General features: G+C 63.2%; 1 protein-coding gene and 1 pseudogene. Both read right to left on the reverse strand.

Features of this window, described 5'->3' with window-relative positions; all coding sequences use genetic code 11:
• Window positions 1-219: 219 nt before the first annotated feature.
• Window positions 220-1323 (reverse strand): dimethylsulfone monooxygenase SfnG, encoded by a 1104-nt coding sequence (gene sfnG, locus EOA33_RS34875; RefSeq protein WP_127407663.1) that lies wholly within the window; start codon window positions 1321-1323, stop codon window positions 220-222.
• Window positions 1324-1486: 163 nt separating this feature from the next.
• Window positions 1487-1670: pseudogene (locus EOA33_RS34880) on the reverse strand (hydroxyacylglutathione hydrolase); the annotation flags it as partial.

Genomic DNA, 1670 nt, shown 5'->3' on the forward strand with positions numbered 1-1670 from the left:
TCTCAATTGGCCGCAGGCCGACCGGCAGCCCTTGCGCAAGGATCTCCGGCGCGTAGACCGAAGCCCCGATCGCTTCAAAGGCGTGGCTGGATATCGGCATTCCAATCGTCCCCAACTGCACCCGAAGGCACGCAAAAGCCCTCCCGCACGCCCGGTTAAGGGGCGCGCGGCTGACAGGCGTCGGCTGGCCGGACCATGCCCGGCCAGCGGAAGTCGCTATTATTCGGCTGCCAGTGCTGCCGCGGCTTCCGCGTTTTCCAGCTCGCGGACGAGCGGGATGACATGCTTGCCGAAATATTCGACCTCTTCCTGGAAATGCAGGAAGCCGAGCAGGATAAGATCGGCGCCGGCGCGCTTCAACTCGACGATGCGCTCGGCCACCTGCCTCGGCGTGCCGATCAGGTTCGAGCGGAAGCCGTCATTGTACTGCACCAGGTCGTCGAAAGACGATTTCGCCCAGTTGCCCTCGCCTTCCGGCGAGGCTTTGCCGGCGTTCTTGACCTCGTGGCCGAAGGCGTTGACCGCTTCCGGATTGGCCTTGGCGATGATCTCTGCCAGCACGGCCTTCGCTTCTTCCTCGGTCTCGCGCACGATGGCGAAGGCGTTGACGCCGACCTTGACCGAATGGTTGTTGGCCTTGGCCTTGGCCTGGATGTCGTCGACCTGCCTGGCGATCCCCTCCGGCGCATTGCCGTTGGTGAAATACCAATCGGAAACACGCGAGGCCATGTCGCGGGCCGCGCGGGACGAGCCGCCCTGGAAGATCTCGGGCAGCGGCTGCGGCGGCTTCGGCTTCAGCGAGTACTGGTTGAAGCGGTAGAAGTCGCCGCGAAAGGTGAAACTGTCCTCGGTCCAGATCCCGCGCAGCGCGCGGATGAACTCTTCCGAGCGCCGATAGCGTTCGTCATGGTCGAGCCAGTGCTCGCCAATGGCGTGGAACTCGCCGCGGAACCAGCCGGACACGAGATTGATGGCGACGCGGCCATTGGTCAGGTAGCTGATGGTGGCGAGCTGCTTGGCAGCCAGCGCCGGATTCCACGGACCGGGCAGGATCGCTGCGATCACCTTCAGGCTTGTGGTGGCGGCAAGCAGGTCATGGCTGAACGACACCGATTCATGCTGCTCGTCGGCGCCGTAGCCGGCAGTGAAGCGTATCTGGCTCAACGCATAATCGAAGCCGGCCTTCTCGGCGATCTGCGCCAGCTTGCGGTTGTACTCCGCCGAATGATTGGTCCTCTGCTCGATGTTCGAGATGACGAGCCCGCCCGAGACGTTCGGTACCCAATAGGCGAATTTGACTGCGTCGCGATCGTTCTGTGGCATGAAAATCTCCCGGCTTGGCCTGTCCCAACAATTGGTCCGGCGGTGGCCGAACGTGCGGACAATTATTAGTCTATTGAGTATATATACAAAGTAGGATTTTCCGTTTTCACGGCCACGCCCGGACGGAAATACCAATTCGCACAGCCGCATCCGTTGCGGATTTTCAGCCCGCGGCCGGGATCGAAGGCAGGGCGCCGAGCCGGCCTTCGATTTCCGAGGCGACCGCCTGCGCATGGCGAGCGACTTCCGGCAGCCCCATCAACTCGCCAAAAGTGCCGCGCGCCAGCGGACCGGCGACGAACAGCCCCGCAAGCGGCGCGCCGTTAGGGCCGACGGCACGGCTATCG

Origin of the sequence: Mesorhizobium sp. M4A.F.Ca.ET.050.02.1.1 (assembly GCF_003997725.1) — a bacterium.
Lineage (GTDB): Bacteria > Pseudomonadota > Alphaproteobacteria > Rhizobiales > Rhizobiaceae > Mesorhizobium.

Coding starts and splice junctions, on each gene's coding strand:
- sfnG (WP_127407663.1), bottom strand. CDS start 1,323: ATGCCACAGAACGATCGCGACGCAGTCAAATTCGCCTATTGGGTACCG.